Source organism: Actinospongiicola halichondriae, assembly GCF_049103745.1.
Lineage (GTDB): Bacteria > Actinomycetota > Acidimicrobiia > Acidimicrobiales > Salinilacustritrichaceae > Salinilacustrithrix > Salinilacustrithrix halichondriae.
This window is the reverse complement of the sequence record NZ_CP171622.1, coordinates 2,921,768-2,948,501: the sequence shown is the minus strand read 5'-3', so window position 1 is coordinate 2,948,501 and position 26,734 is coordinate 2,921,768. Positions and strand designations below refer to the sequence as shown.

Annotated in this window: 23 protein-coding genes; 9 read left to right on the top strand and 14 right to left on the bottom strand. The window is 69.9% G+C overall.

Annotation, left to right across the window (positions count from 1 at the left end):
• Window positions 1-6: 6 nt before the first annotated feature.
• The 9 genes from AB8619_RS14510 to AB8619_RS14470 form a co-directional block, all read right to left on the bottom strand.
• The gene (locus tag AB8619_RS14510; protein WP_436793348.1) at window positions 7-669 is read right to left on the bottom strand and encodes a response regulator; all 663 of its coding nucleotides are present in this window, start codon (window positions 667-669) and stop codon (window positions 7-9) included.
• A complete protein-coding gene (locus AB8619_RS14505; RefSeq protein WP_436793347.1) occupies window positions 666-2,675 on the bottom strand; it encodes a sensor histidine kinase in 2,010 nt (669 codons plus the stop codon). The genes AB8619_RS14510 and AB8619_RS14505 overlap by 4 nt, the downstream gene beginning before the upstream one ends.
• Window positions 2,676-2,842: 167 nt before the next feature.
• The gene (locus tag AB8619_RS14500; RefSeq protein WP_436793346.1) at window positions 2,843-3,520 is read right to left on the bottom strand and encodes a hypothetical protein; all 678 of its coding nucleotides are present in this window, start codon (window positions 3,518-3,520) and stop codon (window positions 2,843-2,845) included.
• A gap of 29 nt (window positions 3,521-3,549) precedes the next feature.
• Window positions 3,550-4,266 (bottom strand): hypothetical protein, encoded by a 717-nt coding sequence (locus tag AB8619_RS14495; RefSeq protein ID WP_436793345.1) that lies wholly within the window; start codon window positions 4,264-4,266, stop codon window positions 3,550-3,552.
• Between the two features lie 193 nt (window positions 4,267-4,459).
• The gene (locus AB8619_RS14490; protein WP_436793344.1) at window positions 4,460-5,782 is read right to left on the bottom strand and encodes an HNH endonuclease; all 1,323 of its coding nucleotides are present in this window, start codon (window positions 5,780-5,782) and stop codon (window positions 4,460-4,462) included.
• A gap of 550 nt (window positions 5,783-6,332) precedes the next feature.
• Window positions 6,333-7,070, bottom strand: a complete 738-nt coding sequence (locus tag AB8619_RS14485) for a class I SAM-dependent DNA methyltransferase (RefSeq protein WP_436793343.1) — start codon at window positions 7,068-7,070, stop codon at window positions 6,333-6,335.
• Window positions 7,067-9,007, bottom strand: a complete 1,941-nt coding sequence (locus AB8619_RS14480; RefSeq protein WP_436793342.1) for a penicillin-binding transpeptidase domain-containing protein — start codon at window positions 9,005-9,007, stop codon at window positions 7,067-7,069. The genes AB8619_RS14485 and AB8619_RS14480 overlap by 4 nt, the downstream gene beginning before the upstream one ends.
• A complete protein-coding gene (locus AB8619_RS14475) occupies window positions 9,007-10,743 on the bottom strand; it encodes an amidohydrolase (RefSeq protein ID WP_436793341.1) in 1,737 nt (578 codons plus the stop codon). The genes AB8619_RS14480 and AB8619_RS14475 overlap by 1 nt, the downstream gene beginning before the upstream one ends.
• 108 nt (window positions 10,744-10,851) lie before the next feature.
• A complete protein-coding gene (locus AB8619_RS14470; protein ID WP_436793340.1) occupies window positions 10,852-11,181 on the bottom strand; it encodes a hypothetical protein in 330 nt (109 codons plus the stop codon).
• A 179-nt stretch (window positions 11,182-11,360) separates the two neighbouring features.
• Here AB8619_RS14470 and AB8619_RS14465 point away from each other — a divergent pair, with 179 nt between their 5' ends.
• The gene (locus AB8619_RS14465) at window positions 11,361-11,858 is read left to right on the top strand and encodes a hypothetical protein (RefSeq protein WP_436793339.1); all 498 of its coding nucleotides are present in this window, start codon (window positions 11,361-11,363) and stop codon (window positions 11,856-11,858) included.
• A 10-nt stretch (window positions 11,859-11,868) separates the two neighbouring features.
• On the opposite strand, the gene AB8619_RS14460 is transcribed toward AB8619_RS14465, so the two are convergent.
• On the bottom strand, window positions 11,869-12,777 hold the full coding sequence (locus AB8619_RS14460; RefSeq protein ID WP_436793338.1) for a DNA-3-methyladenine glycosylase family protein: 909 nt from the start codon (window positions 12,775-12,777) through the stop codon (window positions 11,869-11,871).
• A gap of 44 nt (window positions 12,778-12,821) precedes the next feature.
• On the opposite strand from AB8619_RS14460, the gene AB8619_RS14455 reads away from it, so the two are divergent.
• On the top strand, window positions 12,822-13,265 hold the full coding sequence (locus AB8619_RS14455) for an SRPBCC family protein (RefSeq protein WP_436793337.1): 444 nt from the start codon (window positions 12,822-12,824) through the stop codon (window positions 13,263-13,265).
• An 18-nt stretch (window positions 13,266-13,283) separates the two neighbouring features.
• On the opposite strand, the gene AB8619_RS14450 is transcribed toward AB8619_RS14455, so the two are convergent.
• Window positions 13,284-13,670, bottom strand: coding sequence for an MmcQ/YjbR family DNA-binding protein (locus AB8619_RS14450; RefSeq protein WP_436793336.1), 387 nt, complete (start codon window positions 13,668-13,670; stop codon window positions 13,284-13,286).
• Between the two features lie 42 nt (window positions 13,671-13,712).
• Here AB8619_RS14450 and AB8619_RS14445 point away from each other — a divergent pair, with 42 nt between their 5' ends.
• From AB8619_RS14445 to AB8619_RS14415, 7 genes are all read left to right on the top strand, one after another.
• Entirely contained in the window at window positions 13,713-14,933 is a 1,221-nt protein-coding gene (locus tag AB8619_RS14445; protein WP_436793335.1) for a DUF4129 domain-containing protein, read from the top strand.
• The gene (locus AB8619_RS14440) at window positions 14,930-15,397 is read left to right on the top strand and encodes a hypothetical protein (RefSeq protein ID WP_436793334.1); all 468 of its coding nucleotides are present in this window, start codon (window positions 14,930-14,932) and stop codon (window positions 15,395-15,397) included. The genes AB8619_RS14445 and AB8619_RS14440 overlap by 4 nt, the downstream gene beginning before the upstream one ends.
• The gene (locus AB8619_RS14435; protein ID WP_436793333.1) at window positions 15,384-16,385 is read left to right on the top strand and encodes an AAA family ATPase; all 1,002 of its coding nucleotides are present in this window, start codon (window positions 15,384-15,386) and stop codon (window positions 16,383-16,385) included. Before AB8619_RS14440 ends, AB8619_RS14435 begins: the two co-directional genes overlap by 14 nt.
• Before the next feature lie 16 nt (window positions 16,386-16,401).
• A complete protein-coding gene (locus AB8619_RS14430) occupies window positions 16,402-17,673 on the top strand; it encodes a DUF58 domain-containing protein (RefSeq protein ID WP_436793332.1) in 1,272 nt (423 codons plus the stop codon).
• Complete coding sequence (locus AB8619_RS14425) at window positions 17,670-18,125, top strand: hypothetical protein (protein WP_436793331.1); 456 nt, start codon at window positions 17,670-17,672, stop codon at window positions 18,123-18,125. The genes AB8619_RS14430 and AB8619_RS14425 overlap by 4 nt, the downstream gene beginning before the upstream one ends.
• A 63-nt stretch (window positions 18,126-18,188) precedes the next feature.
• Window positions 18,189-18,641: a MarR family winged helix-turn-helix transcriptional regulator gene (locus AB8619_RS14420; RefSeq protein WP_436793330.1), complete on the top strand. Its 453-nt coding sequence runs from the start codon at window positions 18,189-18,191 to the stop codon at window positions 18,639-18,641.
• Window positions 18,638-19,915, top strand: coding sequence for an MFS transporter (locus AB8619_RS14415; RefSeq protein ID WP_436793329.1), 1,278 nt, complete (start codon window positions 18,638-18,640; stop codon window positions 19,913-19,915). Before AB8619_RS14420 ends, AB8619_RS14415 begins: the two co-directional genes overlap by 4 nt.
• Window positions 19,916-19,921: 6 nt before the next feature.
• Here the strand turns inward: AB8619_RS14415 and AB8619_RS14410 are convergent, their stop codons facing one another.
• The 3 genes from AB8619_RS14410 to AB8619_RS14400 are packed head-to-tail and all read right to left on the bottom strand — an operon-like array spanning window position 19,922 to window position 26,701.
• Window positions 19,922-21,838, bottom strand: a complete 1,917-nt coding sequence (locus tag AB8619_RS14410) for a DUF459 domain-containing protein (RefSeq protein WP_436793328.1) — start codon at window positions 21,836-21,838, stop codon at window positions 19,922-19,924.
• A 12-nt stretch (window positions 21,839-21,850) separates the two neighbouring features.
• Window positions 21,851-24,451, bottom strand: a complete 2,601-nt coding sequence (gene valS / locus AB8619_RS14405) for a valine--tRNA ligase (protein ID WP_436793327.1) — start codon at window positions 24,449-24,451, stop codon at window positions 21,851-21,853.
• 9 nt (window positions 24,452-24,460) lie between these two features.
• The gene (locus tag AB8619_RS14400) at window positions 24,461-26,701 is read right to left on the bottom strand and encodes a putative bifunctional diguanylate cyclase/phosphodiesterase (protein WP_436793326.1); all 2,241 of its coding nucleotides are present in this window, start codon (window positions 26,699-26,701) and stop codon (window positions 24,461-24,463) included.
• Between the last annotated feature and the right edge of the window lie 33 nt (window positions 26,702-26,734).

The following is a 26,734-nucleotide window of genomic DNA, read 5'->3' as shown; positions in this document are numbered from 1 at the left end:
CCCTTCCTACCCGCTCGTCGACCGGCCGAGACCGCCTTCGCGCGCCCGGACGATCGCCTGGGCCCGATCGGTGACCTGCAGCTTCGTGAACACGTTGGAGAGATGGTTGCGCACGGTCTTCGGGCTGACCGCGAGCCGTCGCGCCACCGAGGCGTTGTCGTGCCCTTCGGCGACGAGGTCGAGGATCTCTCGTTCGCGGTCGGTCAGTTCGGGGAACGGCGCCGGCCCACTCCGTCGGGGGTTGGTGAGGAAGCCCAACGCCCGCGTGGCGACCTCCGGACCGAGGAGGACCTCGCCCCGCCGGACGGCGTCGACGGCTCGTTGGATGTCCTCGGGGCCGGATCCCTTGAGCAGGTAGCCACGGGCACCGGCGCGGATGGCAGCGAAGACCGAGTCGTCGTCGTCCATCATCGTCACGACGAGGACGCCGATGTCCGGGTGCTGCTCGAGGATGCGTCGGGTCGCCTCGACACCCGATCCGTCGCCGAGTTGGAGGTCCATGAGGACGACGTCGGGTTGTGTGTCGGTTGCTGCTCGGATCGCCTCGGTCATGGTCTCGGCCTCGCCGACCACCTCGAAGCCGGCGATCGTGCCGAGCAGCGCGACCATGCCCATCCGGAAGACGGGGTGGTCGTCGACGACGAGGATGCGGGTGGTCTCGTTGCTCATGCCGTGGTCTCTGCTGGGGGGTCTCGGAGCGGCGAGGGGATGCAGACGCGGACGACGGTGCCGGGGTTCGCGGCCTCGACCGTGAGGCGAGCCCCGATCGCATCGGCACGCTCGCCCATCGAACGGAGCCCCACCCCACGAGGCCTCGTCGGGTCGATGCCCACGCCGTCGTCGCGCACGACGACCGTGCGCCCTTCGCTCCCGTTGCGCAGGGAGATGGTGCACGTGCTCGCTGCGGCGTGGCGGACCACGTTGCGCACCGACTCGGCGACGATGCCGTACAGCGCGCTCCTGAGCTCGGCGTCGACCGCGCCGAACGCGTCGTCGACGTCGACGTGCACGACCAGTCCCTCGTTGAGGCGGTGCCGCTCTGCGAGTTCCTCGATCGCGGGGACGAGACCGAGCTCCTCGAGCACCGGCGGGAGGAGCCCGCGAGCGAGCGTACGGACCTCCTCGACACGCTCCTCGATCTCCGTCGCCAGTCGACCGAGCAGCGCGCCCGCGGCGTCGGCGTCGACGGCGACCGTGTTCCGCGCGGCCTGGAGCCCCAGCCCGATCCCGGCCAGGGCCGGCCCGAAGCCGTCGTGGAGTTCGCGGCGGAGCTGACGCCGCTCCTCGTCCCGTGCTTCGGCGATCCGGGCCCGCGACTCCGCCAGCGCCCGGGTCCGCGCGACCAGCTGCACCGTCGCTGCGACGATCGGGGCCATGCGTTCGATCGGCTCCGTGGTGGCCCGATCGAGCCGTTCGCCCGGCCTCGGCGACGCGATGAGCACCCCGACCGACTCCTGTTGGACCACCAGCGGGAAGCGGACCGTCTCGTCGGTCATGGCCCCGGCCTGCGCGAGACGACGCGCGCCGGTCGGCCAGTCGACGTCGATGGCGACGCCTTCGAGCCGGAACGACAGTCGCATCGACTCGGCGACCGCGTCGGCGAGCTCGCGCTCGTCGGCGGCGGTCCCGAGCCCCGCCCCGACGCGGGAGAGCGCGTCGAACGGGGTGGCCGACTCTCCGCGAACCAGGTGGTCGACGCGCCGCTGGAGCACCCGGCGAGCGGGCTGGACGCCGGCGGCGACGACGGCGACGCCGATGAGTCCGGGCACGGTGCCGTCGGGGAGGACGGTCCCCAACGCCCAGACCACCGCCAGATAGGCGGTGAGCACGCCACCGGTGAGTAGCCCGTAGACCGTCGCCCGGCTCACCCCGACCCGCAAGCCGTCGAGCCGCTGCCCGAGCACGGTCACCAACACCGCAGCGGGGAAGAAGAGCTGCGACGTCAGGTGGAGGACCGGCGTGAACCACACCGGGAGCCCCTCGACCCAGGACGCGGGCAACGCCAGCGGCACGAACGCCGTGGTCATCAGGATCACGGCGACGGCCAGCCACCCCAGCCCGCGGCGAGCCTGGACCGACGAGCGGGCCCACCGTCGGACGACATCGGCTCCGGCGAGGTAGCCGAGGAGGCAGAGGGCGCCCACCTGCCATCGGAGGAGGTCCTCGAGCACGGACGTCCACCAGAGGCTGCGGACGGGAAGGGGCGTGATCGGCGACCCGTCGGGCCAGGGGAACGGGTCGGTGAGCCTGGTGCCGGTCCACCCCACGACGAGGAGGGTGCCGAGTCCGACCATGATCCGGTGGATCGCCCGCATGGGGGTCGAGCGGACGAGCCACGGGACCGCGACGACCACGGCGACGGTTCCGGGCACCCAGGCCGAGTTCTGCATCGAGGACAAGGGATCCAGCGTCGGCAGGTCCGGGTGGATGGCTCGGACGCTCGACCACTGGAACCCGAGGGCGGCGAGGCCTCCGCCGACGGCGCAGAGCGCCAGCAACCAGGCGACGGGATGACGACCGCGTGCCAACAACACCGACGCGACGGCGCCGAAGACGATGGCGTCGGCACAGTCGACGAGGAAATACCACTGGCCCGGGTGCCAGGTGGGCTCGGTGAAGGGCACGAGAGCCAGCGACGACAGCGCGAGCGTCCACGCAACGAGTGGAACGATCACGGCAGCGACGCGCGATGGCGTCGCATGCACACGGTCTGCCTGAGTGGACCCACCTGCCGGTGCGGACACGGGCAACGGACGACCTCGGGGGGAGAACGAGACGTGCGGCCACCCTCGTCGGGCAGCCGCACGTCGCTGACGGAATCGGCAGAATCTACTGCCGGGGTTCAACGGTCGGCACGGGCAAAGCTGATGCCTGCGCCGACGAGCCAGAGCGCCACGACGGGCATGGCCATGTACTGGAACGGCGTGATGTTGGTCAGTGCGACGAATGCCGTCGCCACGACGCTCCCGATGGCCAGTCGACGGCTCACGGAGTCGTGTCGGAGGCCGACGACGGCAACGGACGCGGTGGCCAGGATCGCGCCGACCCACACCCAACCCATGGTGTTGAAGATCGCCAACTGGGCGGCGAGGGTGTCGGGGTCGAGGGCATCGGTGTCCTGGCGGAGCCCGTGGAACATCTCGGTGGCGATGCCGGATCCGACGAGGGTCAGGGCCGAGGTGAGGAACAGGCCGCCGACGCTGAGCATGGGCGCAAGGCTCTGGGCCGGGGCCTGCTGCGACAGGCGCCGATGCAGACCGGCGGCGAACACGGCGACGAGCAGCGCCGTGGCGACGCCGACGACCTGGTACGCCCAGACCCACGGGGCCTTGTCGGTGAGCAACTCGGCGATCTCGGCGTTGTCGGCCATGGCCGACTCGTCGACGACGAGCGCGCCCGTCATCAAGAACGAGACGATGCCGCCGAGGCCGGCGCCGATGCCGCACCGAGCCCAGCCGGTGCCGATGGTCGGGGTGGTGGTGGACCGGTCGATGCTCGCCGGTGGGGAGATGGTGGTCATGTGGATTCCTCTTCTGGTGGTGGTCTGGATCAGGAGACGGTGAAGGCCGTGGCCATCCCGTGGGACGCATGCGGAGCGCCGTCGTCGACGGTCGGGATCATGCAGAAGGCGAGGTATTCGCCGGCCTCGAGGTCGACGAGCGTCGTGGCCTCGCCACCGGGGGTGTCGGAGAAGACGACGGCCGTCGGGATGATCTTCGACATGGCTTCGTCCTCGGGCAGGGCGAGCAGCTCGGAGAGCGACTCGGTGACGCCGTCGGCCTTGCGGGCCACGAACATCTCGTGGGCTTCGTCGAGCTCGGTCTCGTTCGTGAACCGGATGGCGACCCGTCCGGCATCGATCTCGGACGGGATGCCCTCGTAGCCGTAGTCGATGCCGGCCACGTCGAGCTTCTCGGTCGAGTCGCACCCGTCGTAGACGGCGGCGCCGAGCGCGTCGCTCGCCTCGAGGAACGCCGGGTCGGCCATGGCCGCCTCGTCACCCTCGAAGCTCGCCGTCATGGCGTCGGCGTAGGTCGTCGCGTCGTCCTGCAGCGATGCGGGCATCGCTGCCTCGAGCGCGTCCAGCAACCCGGGCACCTCGGCCGGGTCACCGAAGAACGATGCGCCGACGTCGGCGTAGGCGTCGCACGCGGCAGCGTCGAGGTCGGTGTCGTCGTCGCTGCATGCGCCGGCGACGAGCACCAGGGCGAGCGTGGGGATGGCGAGCCGACGGATCGTCGTGCGCCGGTTGTGATCGGGGGACATGGCAGAGCCTCCGTGATGGGTCCGGGTGGTTGATGCCCCCAGCCTCTGACGCCCGGTGTCCCGAGCACACGGGTCCTGCGTCCCGGTCACCCGGGCGATGTCGTCGGGACCGACCGCCGAGCGGGCGCGACGGAACCCCGGCCGTCGCCGGCCGGTCGTCGGTGCCGCTGGTTCGGCGTCAGTCGATCGGAGGTCAGATCGCCGGGGTGATGGGCCCGCCCGTGCCGGGTCGATGGATCGTCCACGAGCCGTCGGGGTCGCGGACCGGCCGGAACCCTCGTTCCTTGATCCGGTTGTGCGTTCCACAGAGCGTTTCGCTGTTGGCGATGTCGGTGGGCCCGCCCCGGGCGGCGGGTTCTCGGTGGTCGACCTGGAGACAACCGCCCCGTCCGTCGCATCCGGGCCACAGGCAACGGAGCCCGCCCGGACCTCGCAGCATCGACTGCAACAGGGCGGCGTCTCGGGCCGAGCCGGTGAACAGGCGACGCTTGCGCCCGACGTCGATGACGTTGCCGGCGGCGTCGACCACGATCCGTCGGACGTGACCGATCATCGCCGCCGCGACCGCGTCGGCGGGGTGCAGCGTGGCACCGCCGACGGTGTGGCATCGACGCCCCTCGGTCTCGTTCGGATCGGTCTCGACCGGCTCGCCCGCTGCTCGTCGTAGTTCGTTCTCGAACGTGTCCTGGTCGAGGACGATGTTGACCAGCGGCTCCGGCGAACGTGCATCACCACTGACGGCGCCGGCGCGTCGGAAGATCTCGAACAGGGCGTCGGCGCGGCGTTGCGCTGGGGTGCGGGCGAGGTGCTCGGCTCGTGCGTCAGCACCGTGGACGGCTCGGGCGTCGGCCCAGTCGGCTTCGAACTCGGCTCGTTCGTAGACGTCGAGCAGTTCGCTCATCGCCGAGCCCTGCAACGCGCCATGGTGCCCGGCGGAGGTGAACGATCCGTCGATCTCGTTCTCCAACAGCGAGAAGCAGCGCCGTTCATGGACGCGTTCCGCGGCCTCGGCTGAACCGTCGGCATCGGCCAACGACTCCCATTCGCGTAGCCACGAACAGAACTCGTCGTAGGGCAACTCGCTCGCCTGTCCGGCGAAGATCGGATCGGCCACCGACACGAAGTCACGCACCCGCGGGTTCGACACCGCCCGGGCGATCGCCCGGACATGCCCGGTCGGGATGCCACCCCGCGCATACGCCGCCTCGACCGCGGGCAGGTCACGCAACGCCCGCGCCGTGGTCACTCGACCGAGTGCGGCCGAGCCTGGCAGCCGTCCCAGATGTTTCAACGCTGAGCGGGCGTGGCGATGACCGTCGAGACTGAACGCCGCGCTCGTGTCGAGATGGCCGGCGGCACGGTCGGTGCCGTGGTCGAGACGTCGCCGCACCTTCTCCAACCGTCGCACGGACGACAGTTCGGTGGCCGGGGCCGCGTCGAGTTGGGCGGTCTGGACCAGGCCGACAGCCGCCTCCAACACGGCCAACGCCTCATCCATCGACACCGGACTGGCCACCGACGAAACAATCGGGGGACTCATGGTCGCCACGGACGTACGGCGTCCCCCGACCAACAGCGCACTGTGCGCATGGTCGCTCCTCAAGATTCTGCAACTGGAAGGGGAAGTACGAACAACGATACGCACGGGGTCTGACAAGAACCCCCCCGGGCTACGACGCGGCTGGGCGGTTGCTCAGGACCCGGTGAGTTCGGCAGCAAGCTTGGATAGATGGGTGGTTAGAAACCGTCCGGGAGCGATAGGTCGTGGTCGAAGCTTCGAGGCGCGGTTGCGACGCCGCTGAAGAACCGGCACTCGGTACGGCCCGGATTGACTCTGGGTTGCGGATCCGCGCGCCCGTGAAGGGAATCGCAACCCAGAACCAGTGGCGATCCGTTCTGGGCTTCGATTCCGCGCGCTGGTGAGTGGAATCGCAACCCGGAACGGAGAACCCGCACCTATGTGCCGATCGCGCGGGCGGGAAATGCGACGGCCGCCCCACAGAACGACGCCATCGAGCGATCGGTGCGGTTTTTGGCCACCACATCATCCAAACGTGCTGCCGAACTCAGGACCCGGCGAGCTCCCACACCGACACGTGCGATCGGCTCTCACCGGTGAACGGTGCGCGGTCCCAGTCAGCCCAACGGTGCCGGAGCGACATGCCCGCCAGGCGTGCCATCAGGTCGAGCTCGGATGGCCAGACGAACCGGAACGGCGTCTGGACCTCTCGGACCTGGTCACCGGCCGACACGAAGTGGTGCGATGTCGCCTGTTGCGCGACCAGGTCGGTGTAGCGGTCGTACCCGACGTAGCCGGGGGAGTGGGAGAACACCTGTGCGTCCTGGCCTGGCGCCAACGTCCGGAGGCGGGGCACACCAACCTCGACGACGAAGCATCCGCCGGGTTCGAGATGGGCGGCGGCGTTGGCGAAGCACGCCACCTGCTGATCTTGGGTGGTCAGGTTCCCGATCGTGTTGAAGACGAGGTAGACGAGCCGGAACGTGTCGTCGACCCTCGTCGTGGCCATGTCGCCCATGGAGACGCCGATGTCCTCGCCGCCGGGCTTCGAACGGAGTCGGGCGATCATCGCCTCGGAGAGCTCGATGCCGCACACGGGAACGCCTCGTCTGGCGAGCGGAAGAGCGATCCGTCCGGTCCCGATCGCGAACTCGAGCGCTCCGCCATCCTCGACGAGGTCGACCAGCACGTCGACTGTCCGCTCGATGACGGCCGAGTCGAAGTGTGGGCCCGGCGTGTCGTCGTAGCTCGCGGCGACGTCGCCCCCGAAGTGGTCCTCGGTCATGTTCCGTTGCCGACTGCCCGGAGGAACTCCTCGAGGATCGGTCCGGCCGTGCGCGATCCGCCGGACCCGTCCTCGACGAAGACCGCGACGGCGAGGTCGCCGTGGATCGCGATCATCCACGCGTGGGTGCGGGGCGGTACCTCCGTCCCGTACTCGGCGGTTCCGGTCTTCGCTGCCGCCGGAGCACCGGGGAGATCGGCGAGGAACGAGGCGCTGCCCTCGGCGACCACGGCTTCCATCATCGATCGCAGCTGGGTGGCCTCCGCCGCCGTCAGCGGTTCGTCGATCGACGAGCGGTCGAGTGGCTCGTTCGGGTCGACGAGGGTGGGCAGCACCGTCTGGCCGGCCGCGACCGACGCGGCGACGGTCGCCATCGCCAGGGGCGAGACCAGGATCCGGTCCTGCCCGATCATCGATGCTGCGTGCTGCACAGCGGTGGCATCGGTCGGCACCGTGCCCTCGACGTACGGCACACCGAGCTCCGACGGGACCCCGAGTCCGAGTCCGGCGGCGGCAGACACCAGCGCCTCCTGCGATGCCGCATCCCGCTGGCCGATCATCGCCGTGTTGCACGAGTTCGCGAGGGCTGTGCGGAGGGGGATGGTGCCCAACCCCGACGCCGGGTAGTCGCCGTAGTTCTTGAACGAGCGGCCGTCGACGGTGATGGTGTCGGGACACTCGACGGGGCTGTCCGGCGTCAGCCCCGATCGGAGCATCGCCAGCGCACTCACCACCTTGAACGTCGATCCCGGTGCGTACTGGCCGAGCGTCGCGGTGGAGAAGCCGCCGCTCCCCGGCCCGCTGGCGACGGCGAGGACCTGTCCGGTCGACGGCCGGATCGCCACGAGCGCGCTCGGGGGTTCGGTTCCGGCCAAGGAGGCTTCGGCCGCGAGTTGGGTGGCGACGTCGAACGACGTGTGCAGGTCGGCGCCGTCGACGGCCTCGAGGCGGAACACCTCCCGTGGCTCCGCATCCTCGTCGTCGGTGACGGCTCGGACGATCACCCCGAGCGTGCCGGACAACTCGTCGTCGGCAGCGAGTTGGAGTCCGGAGATGCCGGTGACGTCGCCGACCTCGAGACGGCCCTCCGACTCCTCGATCCGTTCGGCGGTCGCTTCGCCTGCGGTCCCCAGCACCTGGCGAGCGAAGTCGCGGGTCGGAGCCAGGTTCAGCGTCGACGGGATGCGGGATGCGCCGGCGATGGCGTCGATCGCGGCCTCGTCCAACGGATACGACCCGTCGTCGCGTACGACGATGGCTTCGACGAACGCCTGCGATCCGGCCCCGGTGACCTGGTTGCGGTAGCGCTCGGGATCGTCGAGGTCGAGTTCGACCGCGAGGGCGAACGCCGAGTCGCCGGCGGCGGCCGCGTCGACCCGGGTCTTGTCGATGCCGATGCGTTGGACCTCGCGATCGACCACGATCGGTTGACCGTCGAGACCGAGGACGTCTCCGCGTTCGGGAACGATCCGTTCGCGCACGAATCGTTCACCGGGCTCCAGGCTGGGCTCGATGATCGACGGGTCCCACTCCACCTGCCACACCGGATCGGTGTCGTCCGTCTCGACCAGCACGAGGTCAGCAGACGTCTCGTAGGACCACTCGGCCCCGTCATCGAACGCCCAGCTGATGTCGAGCCGCGCGGTGGCGTGGTCCTCGTCGTCCTCGTCCAGGATCACGGCGTCGACGGTCGCAACCGGACCCACACCGTTCATGCCGGCGATGATGGTCTCGAGTTCGACGTCGACGACGTCCGTGTCGGCGCCATCGGCGAGCACGACGTCGGCGAAGCCCTCGCCGCCGATGGCCGCAGCGAGGCCGTCGGCAGCCGCAGAAGGGTCCGGTGGGTCGTCGGCGCTCGACGTGCAGGAACCGAGGACGAGTGTCGCGGCGAGGAACGTTGCCCCGACGGATCGACGTGCTGATCGAGGGGACATCAGTGACGGCGTTCGCCGTCCATCCAGGTCTCGAGGACCCCGATGGACGCGAGGTCGCGCGGATCGACCGTGCGGGGATTGTCGGCGAGTACCACGAAGTCGGCGCACTTGCCCGGCTCGAGCGTCCCGATCTCGTGGTCGCTGTGGCACTGCCATGCGGCGTCAGCGGTCATGGCGCGGATGGCGGCCTCGACGGGGACGCACTCGTCGGCGTTGAGGATCGATCCGGGTTCTCGCCACAACTCGCGGGTCACGGCATTGTGGATGCAACGCAACGGTTCCATCGGGGTCACCATCTCGTCGGAGTGGATGGTCCAGCGGATGCCCGCGGCGGAACACGACGCCGTTCGGTCGAGCTTCGCCGCCTTGTCCGGCCCGAAGATCTCGTCGCGGAACGCCTTGCCCCAGAAGTGCACGTGACCGATCAGGAACGACGGCGAGAGGCCGAGTTCGGCGATGCGGGTGATCTGCTCGTCGTGGAGGATCGAGCAGTGCTCGATGCGGTGGCGGCGATCGGGCCCGCCGGCCTCGACCGCAGCGGCCTGGGCATCGAGCGCGATGTCGATGGCTCGGTCGCCGTTCGCATGGATGACCACCTGCCACCCCTGCGAGGCGCGCAGTCTCGCCTTGGCGACCAGGTCGTCGGGCTCGACGTAGGGGAGTCCCCGGTCGTCGGTGCCGAGGTACGGCTCGCGTTGGGAGCCGGTCCGACCCTGGTTCGACCCGTCGGAGACGATCTTCCATCCGGTTGCTCGGACGTACTCGTCTCCGTCGCCCGGCTTGGTTCCGCGCTGGTCGAACCCGTCGCCCCGGTTGTCGTAGAGCGAGTACCGCAGTCGTGTCGGGAGACCCGCGGCGGCGAGCGACTCGAACAGATCGATGTCGCCCGCACCCAACAGGAACCCGGTGCCCTGGTCGCAGATCGTGGTGACGCCGTTCGACGCCGCTCGATCGGCCACCTTGCGGGCCTCGGCCAGGATGTCGAGATCGCCCAGCGCCGGATTGGCGGCCATCACGCTGAGGATGGCGCCCTGCCCCATGAGCACGCCGTTGGGTGCGCCGTCGGCATAGCGACCGTACGGCGAACCCTCGATGTCGGGCGTGTCGCGGTCGATGCCCGCTGCGGCGAGCGCAGCCGAGTTGGCGTAGGCGAAGTGTCCCGACGCGTTCATCACCACGACGGGGACGACGTCGGAGACGGTGTCGAGCATCTCGGTCGTCAGCTCGTCGGGACCCGACTGCAGCGATGGATCGAACTGACGCCCCCGGATCCACGAGCCCGGGGGAGTGGCAGCCACCGACTCCCGGAGGTGGGCGACCGCTCCGTCGACCGTGTCGAAGGAGAACGGCCCGACGTCGGTGAACGTGTCGAGCAGGGCGGTCGGCAGCAGGTGGGCATGGGGCTCGATGAACCCCGGGAGGATCGTCGAGCCCGTTCGGTCGATCACCTCGGCGTCGTCACCGGCCGCTTCACGGACGTCAGCTTCGGTGCCCACGGCGATGATCCGTCCATCGCGGATTGCCAACGCCTCGGCCTCGCTGAAGGCGTCGTCGACCGGCAGGACGGTTGCGCCGACGAACACGGTCGTCCCGGTCCGCATGCGCTGCGGGCGTCTCGACCCAGCACCCGCGTCGGGGACGGGGAGGAGCGCCCCGAGTCCCGAGTAGAGCGGGCCGCCACATCCGCAGTCGGCACCGCCGGAGTCGACGTGGGACCGGGTCTGCAGGTTCGTCACGTTGCGGAGCGTAGGCACCGCGACCCCGGACGCGTCGCCGACACCGACCGTGACGATCGGTGTCGGCCTCGGGTCCGGCTGGGCGGTGTGCCCAGCCGGGCCGTGGAGTCAGCTGACCCGCTCGAGGAGCGGGTGGTGGTCGCCCAACGTCTCGTCGAGGGGCGACGTGTTGTGGGTGAGGTAGCTGAACATCGCCCGCCACACGACGGTGAGGCCGGCGACCATGAACCCGGTGACCCAGATGCCGAGGGTGTCGTCGCGGATGGCGACGTCCCACTGGGCGAACAGCGAGTAGTCGAGCAGCCACATCGTGGCGATGCCGCCGGCGAAGGTGAGGAGGCTCCTCATGCGTTCGAGGCCCGACATCTGGTCGACGACGAAGTCGACCGTCTTGACGAGCGCCAGAGCCATGAGGGCCACCAGTGCGAAGTCGTACATGACGTTCTCCTCTTGTCTGCGATGACGCCGGAGCGGAGTCACCTGCAACCGTTCTGATCGCCGCGCGGCTGGAGAAGTGACATGACGAACTGTGCCGTTCTGGTGTCGAACCATGACGAGATGCCCAGCAGATCCTCGCGATCGACGCATTCATCACTGCATCGCGCGAAGGTGTCGACATGATCCGCAAGCTCCTCGGGTTGCTCGCCGGCCTTGTGGCCCTGATCGTGGTCGGCGGGGCGATGCCGGCGAAGGCGTGCACGCTGGCGTTGTCGCAGGTGGCCGTGGCCGAGTCGTCGGTCGGCGCCGGTGGCCAGGTGTCGGTGACGTTGTCGGTCTACGAGATCGTGCCGGCCGACGAGACGACGACCACGACGACGTCGGCCACCAGCACGAGTGAACCGTCGATCGCGCAGTGCCCCGAGACTCGCCCCGTCGGCGAGGTCGTGCTCCGCTTCGTGCAGGGTGACGCCGCCACCGAACTGGTCACCCTGACCGAGCCTCCGCTCGGGTTCGAGACCCGTGTGGCGATTCCTGGATCGGCCGCCTCCGGCCCTGGTCAGATCGTCGCAGTGTCCGGCGGCGAGGTCCTCGCGACGTCGGCACCGTTCGAGGTCGTGCGGCCGGCGAGCCCGCCGGCGCCACCGGTGAACGGGCGACCGGACTTCACGGGCTGACCGACCGTCGTCACATCGTGGCGATACGCGGAGTTCTCCGGCCAGGACCGAAACGTTGGAGCCGATGGCCCGACAGGTGGATGAGGCGTTCGACGCGGCCACGCTGTCCGGCCCACTGCTCGACGAGGGCGAGCATCTCCTCGTCGCTGCCCCGTGGGCGGCCGGTGAAGTACGAACAGACCGTGTGGCTGATCCAGTAGTCGCCGACGGTGATCGCGTCGGGATCCCCCAATGCGGTGCGAGCGATGCCGTTGACCGTCCACGGCCCGAGCCCAGGCACGGCGCGCATACGCCCGTAGGCCTCGGGAAGGGGGAGGTCGACGACCTCGGCGAGCCGGGCGGCGTTGCGTGCCACGGTGACGAGGATCTGCGCTCGGCTGCGCTCGACGCCGTGTTGGTGGAACCACCACGTGGGGCTGTTGCCGATGCGGTCGGCGTCGGGTGGGAGCTGCAGCCCCAGCGGTCCCGGCGCCGGGTCGCCCAGTTCGCGGCAGAGCGCGACCCAGGACCGCCCCGCCTCCACGGCGAGGACCCGTTGACCCAGGACCCGCGCGAAGAGGTTGTCGACCACGCACCCGTGTGCGCCGTGTCGCAATCCGAGGTTGCGACGGTTGAGTTCGTCGAGTCGCTCGTCGTCGAAGCGGACCGAGCGAGGATCGTCGTGGAGGCCGGCGAGGGCGTCCCCGCGTGCTGCCATCCACGGTGATCCGTCACCCCACAGGTCGAGGGTCAGCGCGCCGTCGTTCGTGCGGGCTCGAACCGCGACCGACCCCTGTGGTGTCCGCGCTGCGAAACAGACCTCGTCGGGGCGCGCTCGGTACGTGTGGTCGATCGACGCTCCCGTTCCCGGGAGGCTGTGCCGGACCGAATAGGGGCCGTCGAGGTCGACGGCGATGCGGAGGTCGGGTGCATCGGTCACGAAGGGATCGACGGTAGCGACCTCGGGGGGTTAGAACTACCGGCATGGCCGACCAACTCACCGCAAGCGCATCCGCCACCGTCGACGCTCCGGCTGACGAGGTGTTCGCGTTCATCTGCCGTCCCGCCAATCATCCCGAGATCAGCGGCGACGATTCGGTCAAGGGCGATCGCCACGGCCCGGAGCAGCTCACGGGCGAGGGCGACAAGTTCGGCATGCGGATGAAGATGTTCGGACTGCCGTACCGGATCACCAACACGGTGGTCGAGTTCGAGGCCGGCAAGAAGATCGCGTGGTGTCACCCCGGAAAGCACCGCTGGCGTTGGGAGGTCGAGGCGCTTCCCTCGGGCGGAACGAAGGTCACCGAGACGTTCGACATGTCGACCTCGCCGATGAAGCCCGCGCTGCGGCTGATGGGCTACCCGAAGGGGCATCAGGGCAACGTCGAGAAGAGCGTGGCCAACGTGGCCAGCCACTTCGCCAGCTGATCGGACCCGATCGTCGGGTCAGTCCGCCTGACGTGCATCGTCGTACTGCCTGACGAGCGTCTTCGGCGCGACCTTGCGGAACGACTCCTCGACGATCCCTGCGACTTCGTCCCAGTCGGCGTCCTCGAGTCGATAGCCGACCCAGCCGAGGTGGCCCACGTAGGCGGGTCGGAAGAACCGTTCGGGGTCCTGGTCGACCATGGCCTCCTGGACGCCGGCCGGAGCCGGTGCCCAGATGGCGAGGCGGCCGTCACCGTGATGGTCGTCGTGCAGGCTCACGAGCGTCTTCTTCTCGCGCACGAAGAAGGTCGGTGAACCGTGGCTCGGCCGTTCGGAGACCTCGGGGAATGCCGCACAGATCGTGCGGAGCCGTGCGAGCGCGCTCTCGGAGGTGGGTCCGACCATCACCGCAGTCTGCCCGATGCGGTCGGTACCGTTTCGGGGGGTATGTCCGCCGATCCCATCGCCCGTCGTCGGGCCCGACTCGCTGTCATCGTCGCGGTCTCGTGCGGGATCGTCGCGGTCGGGGTCACCGGCGTCGGACTCCTGCTCCCAGGCGGATCCGACACGCCGACGATCCGGGTCGTGGCGGCATTCGCCGCGGTTGCCGCAGGTGCGGTGCTGGTACGCCTCGACGGACCGGCCGCGGCGTCCCGATCGCTCGCGCTGGTGGCGATGATCGCGGTGATCGTCTGCCTGGTCACGCTCCCGGTCTCGCCGGTCTCGTTCACCCTCGACGACCCGACATCCGACAGCGCCCCGGCCGCCCCCGACGGCTCGGGTACCGACACCGACGTCGCGATCGACCCCGGCACCGGTGTCGGTGGCGACAGCGCAGCAGGGCCGATTCGACTGCCGGCCGGCGGCGACGTCGAGGTCGTCGCCGGCGAGGTGATCCTCTCGCTGCCCGACGGGGTGCGCATCACGCTCGGTCAGGCAACGATCGACGGCACGGGTCTGGGTGGTTCCGGCGAAGGGACGTCGCTGGTCGTGGTCGACGGCGTCGTCCGCCGCGACGACGGCGGCCCCATCGGCGGAGACGTGGCCTTGGGTGGGGTCACCTTCGAGCGAGGCGACGGGTCGACCGTGGCTGTCGGTGACGGACGCCTCTACGACGTGCCGCCTCCGGTGGACGCCGAGGACGACGACCCGGCGGAACCGGTCGACGCGGTGTTGGCGTTGCTCCTCGGACTCTTCGCGCTGTTGGCGTTCGCTCCGCCACTCGTGCGGTTCAGCGAGCGATTCCCGGTCAGCCTCCTCGAGGAGGAGCCCGGACCCGAACCCGAGCTCGAGGCCCCGTCGCCGGTGCGTATGGAGGAGGGCCTCGCCGACGTCCTGCGTTCGATGCTCGCCGACCCGGACCCGCGGACGTCGGTGATCGGCGCCTATGCCCGGCTGCTGACGGCCATGGCCGAGGCCGGTTTCCCACGCCGTGCCGAGGAGGGCCCACACGAACACCTCTGGCGTTCGCTCGGCCCGCTCGGGGTGCGCCGCCAGCCGGTCCATCGCCTCGCGGAGTTGTTCGTCCGGGCACGGTTCACGCCGCTGCCGGTGACCGAGGACGATCGACAGGCCGCCATCTCGGCGTTGGCCGACGCCGTGGCCGATCTTCGTCTCCAGGACTCCGATGTCCGCGCGGTGGCGCAGGCCGCGGGGGTGCCGGCATGAACCGTCGGATCGTGGCCGCAGCGCTGGCGGCGACCGTTGTCGGCGGAGCGGTGACCGTGTTCATCCCACAGCACGCGACCTCCGTCGTGCGTCTCCTCGCGGTGAGCGTGGCGGTGGTCGCCGGCGCGCTGGTGCTCGCTGCAGTCGGTCCGGTGGTCGCCCGCGAGCCCGACACCTCGGAGCTCGACCACCTCCCGGCTGTCGGAGCGAAGCCGCTCGACCCGCACGGGCTGCGCGACGCCCGTCGTGATCTCGACCGACCGGCCGCACCCGGGTCGCTCCCACCCGCCGTGCGCGACCGCCTGGTCGAGGCCCTCACCACCCGCGGTCGACACGACGTCCTGCCGCCGGCCGTCTCGGTCGCCACGTCGTCCGCTCCCGTCCGGGACCCGTCGAACGCCGCCGCCATCGTCCACCGCATCCTCGACGACGTCGAGCAAGGAGCCCCTCATGGCCACCACTGATCGTCCCCCTTCGCTACCCGGGGGAGAGGCTGCATCGGCCACGCGCCCCTCGGCCGCCGATCTCGCGGTCGCCATCGTCGACGAGGTCGAGCGGGCGGTGCTGGGCAAACGGGACGTCATCGACCTGGTGCTGGCATCGATGCTCGCCGGCGGCCACGTGCTCCTCGAGGACGTGCCGGGGGTGGCGAAGACGCTGCTGGCCCGCTCGCTGGCGACGGCGTGCGGACTCGACTTCTCGCGGGTGCAGTTCACCCCCGACCTCCTGCCGTCCGACATCACCGGCACCCTGGTGCTCGATCTCGCCACACGTACGCCCGAGTTCCGACCCGGGCCGGTCTTCTGCGACGTCCTCCTGGCCGACGAGATCAACCGCGCGCCGGCCAAGACCCAGGCGGCGTTGCTCGAGGCCATGCAGGAGCGGCAGGTCACCGTCGACGGGCGATCGCACGCCGTCGGGCGTCCGTTCGCCGTGATCGCGACCCAGAACCCGATCGAAGCCGAGGGGACCTACCCGCTCCCCGAGGCCCAACTCGATCGCTTCCTGGTGCGCGTCGGTCTCGGCTACCCGGCGAGGGACGACGAACTGGCGATCCTGCGCGACCGGTTGACCCGTCGCACCGCCGAGGTGTCGGTGTCGCCGGTCGTCGACGTCACCACCTTCGTGGCGATGCAGCGGGCGGTCGAGGACGTGCACGTCGATCCGCCGCTCGTCTCCTATGCGCTCGATCTGGTGACCGCCACGCGTGACGAGCCCGACATCGCGCTGGGCGCGAGCCCTCGGGGATCGCTGGCGCTGGTCACGCTCTCGCGGGCGTGGGCGTTGGTCCGCGGGCGCGACTACGTCGGCCCCGACGACATCCGGACCCTCGCCATCCCGGCGCTCAGTCATCGCGTGTCGCTCGACGACGACGCATGGGTGCGCGGTACCCAGGCCGACGACGTGGTCCGTCGCGTGATCGACCGCGTTCCCGCACCGACGTGGTCGTGACCGTCCGGCGATCGCCGTGAGCGTCGAGCCCACGGCCGACCGTCGTCTCGGGCCCTACGTCGTCCTCGCCGTCGGCGGCATCGTCGCGGCCCTGGTCACCGGGCAGGCCACCCTCGCAGCATGTGCGGCACCCGCCGCGGTGCTCGTGGTCCGGGCGCTCGCCGACCGGCGTCCGGTGCACGTCGTGGTCGAGGAGGTCGAGGCGCCGGTACGACTGCTCGAACGCGACGAGTGGACGCTCCGTATCCGCCTCTCGTGGCGCGGCGATGCCGTGCTCGACGTGATCCATGCCGGGATGACCGGGAGCCGGGTGGTGGGAGCGCAGGGTTGGACGGTGACCGCGACCGACGGCGTCACGATCGAACTCCGCTCCGTCGCCGAGCGCTGGGGCCGCCACGATCTCGGACGGGTCGCGATCCGCGCTCGTCGGCCCGGGGGCATGCTGCGGTGGGACTCGACCGTCGAGCTCGACGGCGCGGTGCGGATCCTGCCGCATGCGGCGAAGCTCGACGAACTGCTGGCCCCGCGCCGTCCGCGGGTCGCAGCCGGTGGACACGTCGCCCCGGTCCGCGGATCCGGTACCGACTTCGCCGACCTCCGGCCCTACGTCCCCGGTGACCGTCTCCGTGATCTGTCGTGGACGGCGACGGCTCGCAGCGACCAACCGTGGATCGTGGTGCATCATCCCGAGCGGACGGCCTCGATCATGCTCCTCCTCGACGGCTTCGTCGAGGTGGGTGCACCACCGGGTTCGCTCGACCGTGCGGCCCGTGTCGTGTGGTCGATCGCCCGCCATCACCTGACGGCGGGGGACCGTGTGGGCCTCGTGTCGACCGGCTCGGCGCCGACGTGGCTCTCTCCCGTGTCCGGGCGTCGTGCCCGATGGCAGGTGCTCGACGCGCTCCTCACCGTGGGAGCGCAGGTGGCGGGTTCTCGCGGGGCCCGATCGCGCTCATCGGAGGCACCACGGCAACTCACGCTGCCCGGCGACGCCGTCGTGTTGGGGGTGAGCCCACTGCAGTCCGACGCGTTCGTGGCGTCGGCGCTCCACCACGCCCGACTCGGTCGCCCGACGGCGGTGGTGGGGGTCGAGACCGCCGATCTCCTGGTCCCGACGACCGACGTGGTCGAGCACGCCGCGCGACGACTCTGGACCGCTGAGGTCGATGCCCGCATGGCGCGCCTCGCTCGCGGTGGTGTGCCGTCGGTTCGAGTCGTCGACGACGCCGGACCGGCGATCCACCTGCTGGCCGGACGGATGTCTCGGCGCTCGCGGAGGACCGCATGAGGGAGGGACCGGTCCGCATCGTGGCTGCGTCGGTGGGCGTCTCGTCGTCGCTCGTCGCCGGCGTTCTGGCCGGCGGTTGGTGGTGGGTCGTCGCTGTCGTCGGCGCCGTCGCCGCTGCCGGCTCGGTGGCCGACCGTCATCTCGGTCATGCGCAGGTCCTGTCGTGTCTCGTGGTCTCGGTGGGGTTGGCCGCCGAGGGTCGGGCGTGGTTCGTCCCGCTGCTGGTCGCCGGCGTCATCGGCTCGATCGAACTCGCCGCCGCCGCCGACCGGACGACGATCATCCGTCGGCACGTGCCTGGCGTCCGACCGGCGATCCTCGCCGCCTGCGGGTCTGCGCTCGTTGCCGGCGCCGTGCTCCTGGTCGGGCACGTCCCGCTCGCCGTCGTCTCGGGCTCGGTGGTGGTCGCGGCCGCCGCCGGCGTCGTGGCGACACGCGTCATCGCCCGCTGAACCGGCCGGCGGTGCCGCATGTCACGTGTGATCCTTTGCATGACTAATTAGCATTGCGAAGTAATGAGCGCTTCTCTCCCGCACACCGTCGACGTCGCTCGCCTCCGTCTGGCCATCGTCCGACTCGCACGTCGCCAGCGTCAGCAGTCGGGCACGGGCCTCACGCCGAGTCTGCAGTCGGCGCTGGCCATCGTCGACGTGCGCGGGCCGCTGACCCTCGGCGAGTTGGCGGCCGTCGAGCGGGTGTCGCCCCCGACGATCACCCGCATCGTCGCCAAGCTCGAGGAGATGGGGCTGGTGAGCCGGACGTCCGACCCAGCCGACGGGCGAGTGACGAGGGTCGACGTGACCAACACCGGACGAGAGCAACTGGCCGAGTCGCGCGTCCGCCGCGATGCATGGCTGCGCGACCGACTCGAGGAACTGCCACCCTCCGACGTCGAGGCGCTGGTCGCAGCCATCGGGCCGCTCGAGCGCCTGCTCGCTGCCGCCGACGAACCGGGAGATCGACCATGACGAGGCTCCGCTTCGCCGCTGGTGACACCTTCCGCTCGCTGCGCATCCGCAACTACCGCTTGTTCTTCATCGGTCAACTGGTGAGTCAGGCGGGGACGTGGATGCAGATGATCGCCGTGATCTGGGTCGTCCTTCGACTGACCGACGACGGGCTCGTCCTCGGCCTGGTCACCGCCACGCAATTCCTCCCGGTCCTGCTCTTCGGCGCCTGGGGCGGCGTGGTCGCCGACCGGGTCGACCATCACCGCTTCATGCTGATGACCCAGGTCGCGTTCACGGTGATCGCCCTCGCGTTCGTGGGTCTCGTCTTCACCGACCGCCTCGGCCTGCCGGCGATCTTCGTCCTGTCGACCTCGTTCGGCTTGGTGACGGCGATGGACAACCCCGTCCGCCGGACGCTGGTCGTCGATCTCGTGGGGGCCGACGACGTCCCCAACGCCGTCGCCCTCAACTCCTCGCTCATGACCGGCTCGCGCGTGGTGGGCCCGGCGGTCGCCGGTGCGCTGATCACCGGCGTCGGCGTCGAGTGGTGCTTCGCCGTCAACGCCGTGACCTACCTCGCGGTGCTGGTCGCCCTCGGACGGATGGATCGGAGCAAGATCCGGTCGTCGCCGAAGGTCGCCAAGGCCTCCGGTCAGCTCCGCGAAGGCTTCCGCTACGTCTGGTCGGAGCCACGGCTGAAGCTGCCGATCCTGCTCCTGGCCGTCGTCGGCACCCTCGCCTTCGAGTTCCAGGTCACCCTCCCGCTCTTCGCCGAGCGGGCGCTCGACGGCGGCGCCACCACCTTCACGTTGCTCTACTCACTGATGAGTCTCGGGTCGGTGGTCGGCGCGCTCGCGATCGCACGACGACGTGACGTGTCGACGCACCTCCTCGCCTGGGCCGCCATCTGGCTCGGTGCGGCCATGGGCCTGTTGGCGCTGGCTCCGAACGTCGTCCTGGCCACGATCGCCGTAGTGCCGGTCGGCGTGGCGACGATCGTCCTGATCTCCGGTGCGAACTCGGTCATTCAACTCCGGGCCACGCCGGAGATGCGCGGCCGTGCCCTCGCGCTCACCGCGGTGGTGTTCCTCGGAAGCACACCGATCGGCGGTCCGATCGCGGGCTGGGTGTCGGAGAGCTTCGGTGCTCCCGCCGGCATCTGGCTCGGCGCCGTCGCGTCCGTGGTGGCTGGTGTCCTCGTCCTCCGCGAGTTGAAGCGCCTCGGCATCCGGCCTCCGCACGTCGAGGCAACAGCAGCGGCCGAGCGCGCTCCGGCGGTCGTCCGGACCTGACCGACGTCAGCGCGGCGCCGTCGGGTCGCCGACCGCCTCGGTCGCCTCGACGACCGCGTTGAGCTCGTCCATCAGCACCGACCACACCTTGGTCGCGCCGTCGACCGTGTAGTGGATGCCGTCCCGACGGATCGGAACGCCGTCGATCGCGTCGACCGCAACGCCCTCGGGGCAGACGACGGACCCCACGTCGAGCACGTCGACGTCGGCTTCGGCCACTGCGGTGGCACGGAGGAGGTCGTTCACCGCCTCGACCCTGGCTCGGTCGTTCCGGATCGCGGCCGTGTCGCCGGGCAGACCGAGGTCGGGAGCGTCGAAGCAGGGGACCGTGGCCAGCAGCGTGGATGCGCCATGGCCGCGTGCCAGCGCCAGGACCGTGTCGAGTTGTCGCCCGATCTCGTCTCGCCATGGCGGGCTCCCGACCTCGATCACCGAGCCGTCGACGACACGGTCGAAGATCTCCCACCCGCCGACCATCACCATGACGATGTCGGGTTCGTGTTCCGACATCATCGCGTCCCACTGGTCGTAGCGGTCGGCGCACCCGGGCTCGTCGTCGACGAAACCGGTCCCGATGGTCCCAGCCGCTTCGACCAGACCACAGCCGATCAGGCCGCCGTTGATCCGAGCGAAGCGCGCGCCGAGCGGTTCGATCTCGACATAGAGCGTGAACGTGTAGGCGATCGAGTCGCCGAGCACGAGGACCCGGGGCACGGCACGATCCGGCGTCGGAGCGGTGTCGGCGTCGACGCTCCTCGAGGACACCTCGGCTGCGGCCACCGTCTCGGATCGGGACGGTGTGATGGCCAGCGCGGCGATCACCGCGACGATCGCGCTGGCACCGAGGAGCCCCGCCGCCCGGCGCGTCGAGATCGACCGCACCCGGATCCGCTGTTCGATCACGGCGTAGCTGAGACCCGCCGCACCGAACGAGAGCGCGAGTCGGAGCAGCAGGAGCGCTGGGCCGTCGAGGTCGGTGGTGGCCGGGGTGACGCCGAGGTAGATGGGCCAGTGCCAGAGGTAGAGGCTGTACGACATGCGCCCGATGCCCACGAGGACCGGATGGGAGAATGCCGTGGCGATCGGACCAGGACCGACGATGGCGGCGACGAGGACGGCGGCGAGCAACGCGAACACCGTGAACCCGCCGCGGTAGAGCCAACGGTCGCTGCCGTCGACGAGCACGAACATCGTCAGCGTGCCGGCCAGTGCTGCCGGTGCCACGACCCGGGCGGCGGAGTTGCGCCAGCGAGATGCACCTGCGACCCCGGTCGTCGCGAGCAGGGCGCCGATGGCCACGGCCTGCAGCCGGGTGTCCGTCCCGTAGTAGAGGCGGTCGATCGAGGCGCCGCGCGCCTCCGAGACGACCATCCAGATGGCTGACGCGAAGAAGAGGCTGCCGGCGACGACGCCCACCAGGCGCCGAGGGTCCGGGGTCAGCCGTCGACAACCGAGGACCACGACCGGCCACACGAGGTACCACTGCTCCTCGATCGAGAGCGACCAGAGATGACGCAGCGGCGATGGCCCCTCGAAGCCGCCGAAGTACGAGGCATCGGCGACGATCTGCACCCAGTTGTGCGAGTAGGAGACCGCACCCAGTGCGTCGCGACGGATGGCGGCTCCCTGCTGCGCCGAGGAGAACACGACGGCGAACCCGACGACGACCGCCACCACGCCGATCATGGCGGGGAGCAGTCGCCGGATCCGTCGCCGGTAGAAGTCGGCGACGTCGACGTGGCCCGTACCCGAAGCCTCCTCGAGCAAGAGGGCGGTGATCAGGAAGCCACTGACCACGAAGAACAGGTCGACACCGAGGAACCCCCCGGTGCTCCACGGGACTGCGCCGTGGAAGAGCAGGACCGCGACCACCGCCACCGCTCGCAACCCGTCGAGTTGCGGTAGGTGGCCGAGTCGCGGCACGAACCCTCCGGGTCAGGTGTCGGCGAGGGTGACGTCGACGGCGAGTTCGGTGCCCTCGACCGTCTCGACGGCGAGGACCTTGCCCGCGTCGAGGACGTCGGCCTGGGCGAGAGCGAATGCGGCGATCCGCTCCGGCGTGTCGGTGATGGTGGCTGACGTGATCTCGGTCCGCATCGAGACCTTGGCGTCCGACTTGGCCTTCCGGAGCAGTCGGAGCACCTCGCCGGCGACGACGACCGTGAGGGCGGCTGCGTCGTCGGCGCCGCCGGCGGCCTCGCGCAGCGGTCCCGACTGTGGCCACGCCGAGCGGTGGATCGAGCCGTCCTGCCACCACGACCAGACCTCTTCGGTGGCGTAGGGCAAGAACGGGGCGAACAGCTTCAGCAGCGTCTCGAGTGCGAGCCGCAGGGCGACCTTGGCAGAGTCGGCTGCTGCGTCATCGCTGCCTTCCCCTGATCGGTACGCACGACCCTTGACGAGTTCGACGTAGTCGTCGGTGAAGTTCCAGAAGAACGTCTCGGCCCGCTCGAGCGCCCGTGCGTAGTCATAGGCGTCGAACACGCGCGTGCACTCGTCGACGAGGTCGGCGAGCTCGAGCAGCATCGCCTTGTCGAGCGGCTCGGTGACCGCGGCCCCCGGCGTCGGCTCGCCCTGGAGCAGCACGAACTTCGACGCGTTGAGGACCTTGATGCCGAGTCGACGGCCGATCTTCATCTGCCCCGGATCCTCGGCGACGTCTCGTCCGGGTCCGCCGCCGCACGCCCAGTAGCGGAGGGCGTCGCTGCCGAACTGCTCGAGCAGCGCGAACGGGCCGGCGTCGGCGTTGTCCTTCGACTTCGAGAGCTTCTTGCGGTCGGGGTCGGTGACGAAACCCGAGATGGCCGCATGCGAGAACGGGAGCTCGTCGAACAGTTCGTGCGACTTCACCACCGTGGCGAAGAGCCAGGTCCGGATGATGTCGTGGGCCTGCGGACGCAGGTCGAAGGGGTGCACCCGTCCGTAGAGGTCGGGGTCCTCTTCCCACTTGCCGGCGATCTGCGGGGTCATCGACGACGTGTTCCACGTGTCCATGACGTCGGGGTCGGCGGCGAACCCGCCCGGCTGGTTCCGCTGGTCTTCGGAGAAGCCGGGAGCAGCGACGGTGGTCGGGTCGACCGGCAACATGTCCTCGGTCGCCGGGATGGGGGCGAGGTAGTCGATGTCGCCGTGTTCGTCGATCGGGTACCAGATCGGGAACGGCACACCGAAGAACCGCTGGCGTGTGATGTTCCAGTCGCCCTGGATGCCGTTCGCCCAGTCCTGGAAACGGACCCGCATGTACTCGGGGTGGAACTCGAGACCCTTGATGCGTTCGACCAACTCGGCGGCCGGCGGGTACCGGATGAACCACTGGTTCGAGGTGACGATCTCGAGCGCTTTCTTGCCGTTCTCCCAGAACTTCACCGGGTGGGTGATGGGGCGGGGCTCGCCGTCCATCTTCCCCTTGGCCATCAGCAGCTCGACGATGTTCTTCTGCGCCGTGAAGATCGTCTTGCCGCCGAGTTCGGCATAGTTCGCGTTTGCCTCGTCGGGATCGGTCGATCGCCAGACGGGGTCGTCGGCCGTCCAGGTGAGGTCGCGCTCGAGGCGACCGTCGTGGCGGATGACGGGACGGATCGGGAGATCGAGTTCGCGCCACCAGATGACGTCGGTCGTGTCGCCGAACGTACAGATCATGGCGATGCCGGTGCCCTTGTCGGGCTGCGCCAACTCGTGGGCGACGATCGGGACCTCGACGCCGAAGAGCGGCGTGATCGCGGTCCGGCCGAACAGCGGCTTGTACCGCTCGTCGTCGGGGTGGGCGACCATGGCGACACAGGCAGGCAGCAGTTCGGGACGCGTCGTGTCGATGTAGAGCGTGTCGCCGTCGGGTCCGCCGCCACCGGGCAGTTCGAAGCCGAGCTTGTGATAGGCGCCGGGCATCTCCCGGTCCTCGAGTTCGGCCTGCGCGACCGCCGTCTTCATGTCGACGTCCCACAGCGTGGGTGCACCCGAGCGGTAGGCCACGTCCTTGTCGAGCAGCCGGAGGAACCCCTTCTGCGAGATCCTGGTCGCAACCGGACCCATCGTCGTGTAGGTCTGTGCCCAGTCGACCGACAGGCCGACCGTGCTCCACAACTCCTGGTACTCGGCTTCCATCTCCTCGACGACCGACTCGCACAGCTCGACGAAGTTGGGGCGCGAGATCCGGATCGGGTCCTTGGGGAGCTTGCCCTTGGCATCAGGCTGCGGGGGCGTGAAGTCCGGGTCGTAGGGGAGCGAGGGATCGCAGAGGGTCGCGGTCAGCATCTGCACGCGTCGCTCGACGTTGAGACCGTTGTCGTCCCAACCCATCGGGTAAAAGACCTCTTTGCCCTGCATGCGCTGGTAGCGGGCGATGGTGTCGGTGTGCGTGAACGACATCACGTGGCCGATGTGGAGCGATCCGGACACCGTGGGCGGTGGCGTGTCGATCGAGTAGACCTCGTCGCGGGTCTTCGTCCGGTCGAAGGTGTAGGTGCCGTCGGCGGCCCACTGCTCCCGCCACTTGGCCTCGAGGCCGTCCAACGTGGGTTTGTCGGGGATGGTGCGCACGGGGCGAGGCTACTGACGCGGGTCGCTGTCTCCGGAATGCGATCCCGTGACCCGCTCGACGAACTCGTCGGCGGGGATCGCTCGGCCGAAGTGGAAGCCCTGGCCCAGGCGGAGGCCGAGATCGGTCATCGCTGCGACATCGCCTTCGCTGCTGATGCCCTCGGCCACGGCGACGATGTCGAGGTCCCGTGCGAGGTTGGCGACAGCGGCGACCAGATGGCGGTTGCGGGCGCTGTCGATCGCCCCTCGCACGAAACTGCGGTCGATCTTGAGGATGTCGATCGGCAGCGCCTGGAGCAGCGCCAGCGACGAGAACCCCACGCCGAAGTCGTCGAGCGCGACCGAGACGCCGTACCCCTGGAGTTCGCGGACGAGCTCGGCCGTCCGGCCGGGATCGCGGATGAGCGCCGTCTCGGTGATCTCGATCGTCAGCCGGTTCCCGTCGAGGGCGTGATCGTCGATGGTCCGAGCGAACCGGAGCGGGAGGTCGGCATCGCCGAACTCCTGGGCGGAGACGTTGACCGACACGCCGATCGACTCGGGGAGGCGTGCGAGCAGCGCTCCGGCGCGCCGGAGGACCAGTTCGTCGAGCGCCACGACCATCGCACTCTGCTCGGCGATCGGCACGAACTCCGCCGGGCCGATGTCGCCGAGATCCGGGTCGCTCCAGCGGGCCAGGCATTCGGCGCCGACGATTCGGCCGGTGGTCAGTTCGACGACCGGTTGGAAGTGGACCTCGATGTCTTCGCGGCTGATCGCATCGCGGATGCGGGCGACGATCTCGCTGCGGCGGACCACGGCGATGTGCAGACTCGCGTCGAACCGGGTGACCCGGCTCCGACCGAGGTCCTTCGAGCGGTACATGGCGGTGTCGGCGTCTCGAACGAGGTCCGAGGGCTCGAGGTCGGTGCCGGCGCCGTGAGCGACGCCGATCGACGCGCTGACGTCGTAGGCGATGTCGCCGACGACGATGGGCTCCGTGAGGCTGTCGAGGATCCGCGGACAGCACGCGTCGAGGAACTCCAGGCTCTCGATGCCGTCGAGCAGCACGACGAACTCGTCCCCGCCGAAGCGACTCACCAGGTCGCCGGGACGGACGACGGACGCGATCCGGGCGGCGACGGCCCGTAGGACCTGGTCGCCCACGCCATGTCCGTGACTGTCGTTGACCACCTTGAAGTGGTCGACGTCGAGGAAGGCGACGGCGACCTTGTCCCCCGTCCGAGACGCCCGTCGGCAGGCGTTGGTGAGGCGATCGTCGAAGAGCACGCGGTTGCCGAGGCCGGTGAGGCGGTCGTGCAACGCGTCGAACTCCATCTGCTTCTCGTAGTTGCGCCGCTCGGTGACCTCGTGGGCGTTGAGGACGAACGCCCCGATCACCGGGTCGGTACGGAGATCGGCGACCGTCCCGCTCAACCACGTCGGTGGCTCGGTCCGGCGTAGGCGGAAGTCGGGGAGTCGTGACACGGCGGGTCGACGCTCACCGAACGCCAACGCGATCTGGTGGTGGTGGTCGGGGTGGACCATGTCTCTCCACGTGTGGCCGACCAGGCCGTCCGGTGGATGACCGACCGTCCTCCACGAGTTCGAGGCATACAGGATGTCGCCGGCGTCGTCGATCGTGAGGACGAGATCGGTCGAGTGGGTCGTGAGCGCTGCGAGGCGAGCCTGTGCGTCGCGGGCGTCACGGTTCGCTCTCCGCCGGACCTCGACCGCGGTCATGGTGTCGGCCGCCGTCCGCAGCGCCTCGACCTCGGCCACGCCGAACTCGCGTCGGCCTCGCACCGAGTCGAAGCCGACGAAGCCGACCAGTTCCCCGAGCGACAGCATGGGCACGACGAGGAGGGACTGGATCCCCTGGGGTTGCAGGAGTTCGCGTTCGTTCGTCCGCTCGTCGGGAAGCGCGGTCACGTCCGTGATCTGGATGTGCTCGCCGCGGCGGAACGGAGCGATCCACGCTCGCACCGTGTCGAGCGGTAGGTCCACGAGGTCGTCGATCTGGGGGACGATCCCCGCCGCACACCACTCGTGGGTATTGGTCATCCGGTCGCCGTCGGCCCGGAAGACATAGGCCCGATCGACGTGGAGGAGCGAGCCGAGCGACGCCAGCGTGAGGTCGATCGCGGCGTCGACGTCGCCCTCGTCGACCTGGAGCAGTTCGCCGAGCGCAGCCCGTACGGCGATCGACGTCTCCCGCACCTGCTCGAGTTCCTGCTCGAGTTCACGGATCGCGCGTGTCTCGCCGCTCACCGTGCCCATCCGAGCGGGTCTAGCAGCCGATGC

Excerpts from the sequence above, each read along its gene's own strand:
- AB8619_RS14455 (WP_436793337.1), top strand. The coding sequence starts at position 12,822 with ATGGCCGACCAACTCACCGCAAGCGCATCCGCCACCGTCGACGCTCCG.
- AB8619_RS14435 (WP_436793333.1), top strand. The coding sequence starts at position 15,384 with ATGGCCACCACTGATCGTCCCCCTTCGCTACCCGGGGGAGAGGCTGCA.
- AB8619_RS14465 (WP_436793339.1), top strand. The coding sequence starts at position 11,361 with ATGATCCGCAAGCTCCTCGGGTTGCTCGCCGGCCTTGTGGCCCTGATC.
- AB8619_RS14480 (WP_436793342.1), bottom strand. The coding sequence starts at position 9,007 with ATGTCCCCTCGATCAGCACGTCGATCCGTCGGGGCAACGTTCCTCGCC.
- AB8619_RS14425 (WP_436793331.1), top strand. The coding sequence starts at position 17,670 with ATGAGGGAGGGACCGGTCCGCATCGTGGCTGCGTCGGTGGGCGTCTCG.
- AB8619_RS14500 (WP_436793346.1), bottom strand. The coding sequence starts at position 3,520 with ATGACCACCATCTCCCCACCGGCGAGCATCGACCGGTCCACCACCACC.
- AB8619_RS14495 (WP_436793345.1), bottom strand. The coding sequence starts at position 4,266 with ATGTCCCCCGATCACAACCGGCGCACGACGATCCGTCGGCTCGCCATC.
- AB8619_RS14420 (WP_436793330.1), top strand. The coding sequence starts at position 18,189 with ATGAGCGCTTCTCTCCCGCACACCGTCGACGTCGCTCGCCTCCGTCTG.
- AB8619_RS14445 (WP_436793335.1), top strand. The coding sequence starts at position 13,713 with ATGTCCGCCGATCCCATCGCCCGTCGTCGGGCCCGACTCGCTGTCATC.
- AB8619_RS14510 (WP_436793348.1), bottom strand. The coding sequence starts at position 669 with ATGAGCAACGAGACCACCCGCATCCTCGTCGTCGACGACCACCCCGTC.
- AB8619_RS14450 (WP_436793336.1), bottom strand. The coding sequence starts at position 13,670 with ATGGTCGGACCCACCTCCGAGAGCGCGCTCGCACGGCTCCGCACGATC.
- AB8619_RS14415 (WP_436793329.1), top strand. The coding sequence starts at position 18,638 with ATGACGAGGCTCCGCTTCGCCGCTGGTGACACCTTCCGCTCGCTGCGC.
- AB8619_RS14485 (WP_436793343.1), bottom strand. The coding sequence starts at position 7,070 with ATGACCGAGGACCACTTCGGGGGCGACGTCGCCGCGAGCTACGACGAC.
- AB8619_RS14470 (WP_436793340.1), bottom strand. The coding sequence starts at position 11,181 with ATGTACGACTTCGCACTGGTGGCCCTCATGGCTCTGGCGCTCGTCAAG.
- AB8619_RS14440 (WP_436793334.1), top strand. The coding sequence starts at position 14,930 with ATGAACCGTCGGATCGTGGCCGCAGCGCTGGCGGCGACCGTTGTCGGC.